Source organism: Oleiphilus sp. HI0061, assembly GCF_001635675.1.
This window is the reverse complement of record NZ_LWFE01000973.1, coordinates 1-599: the sequence shown is the minus strand read 5'-3', so window position 1 is coordinate 599 and position 599 is coordinate 1. Positions and strand designations below refer to the sequence as shown.

At 42.4% G+C, this 599-nt stretch carries 1 protein-coding gene; it reads right to left on the bottom strand.

Going from position 1 to position 599, the window contains the following annotated elements:
• Positions 1 to 275, bottom strand: a 275-nt coding sequence (locus A3735_RS11370) for a transposase (RefSeq protein ID WP_068638085.1), incomplete at its 3' end; no start/stop codon positions are given.
• Between the last annotated feature and the right edge of the window lie 324 nt (positions 276 to 599).

The window sequence follows — 599 nt, the reverse complement described above, 5'->3', positions numbered from 1 at the left end:
TTCAGCAGGAGGGCGCTGGCCTTTTTTAAAATCTCCTTTTCCATCTTCAGCTCTTTATTTTCCTTTCGGAGCCGAAGCAATTCAGCACGCTCATCTGTATTTAAGCCAGTACCAGATTGTTCCGCATCAAACTTGGCTTTCCAGTTGTAGAGCAACTTATCTGTAATACCCAATGAAGCAGCCGCTTTAGGAACGCTATAGCCTTGCTCGGTGACCAGGGCAACCGCTTCTTGTTTAAACTCTGTTGTATAACTTCTGTTCTTTCGTTTTGTCATTTAACACCTCAATAATTGGATTATATTCCTTATTGAAGTGTCCTGTTTGATTAAAGCAGATCATTGCGAGGGGGCGTGTTTTGGATCGTCACAATGGCGAATACTGCTACAGGCAAATCGACAATAAAGCGCAGTGTTGCAATCGACAATAACTGAAAGTCGAATAACGGCCACTCAAAAAAATTATCAAGAGGAAGTGCTTGAATAACCATAGCGGGTTAAAATAGAGTTTGGTGAGTAAGGCCTTCGCAATAGCCTGCTTCAAAGCACCAAAGTGTTTTTTCTTAAGGTGGCACACAGCGGTTCAGTTTAGTCTCTTTTCCG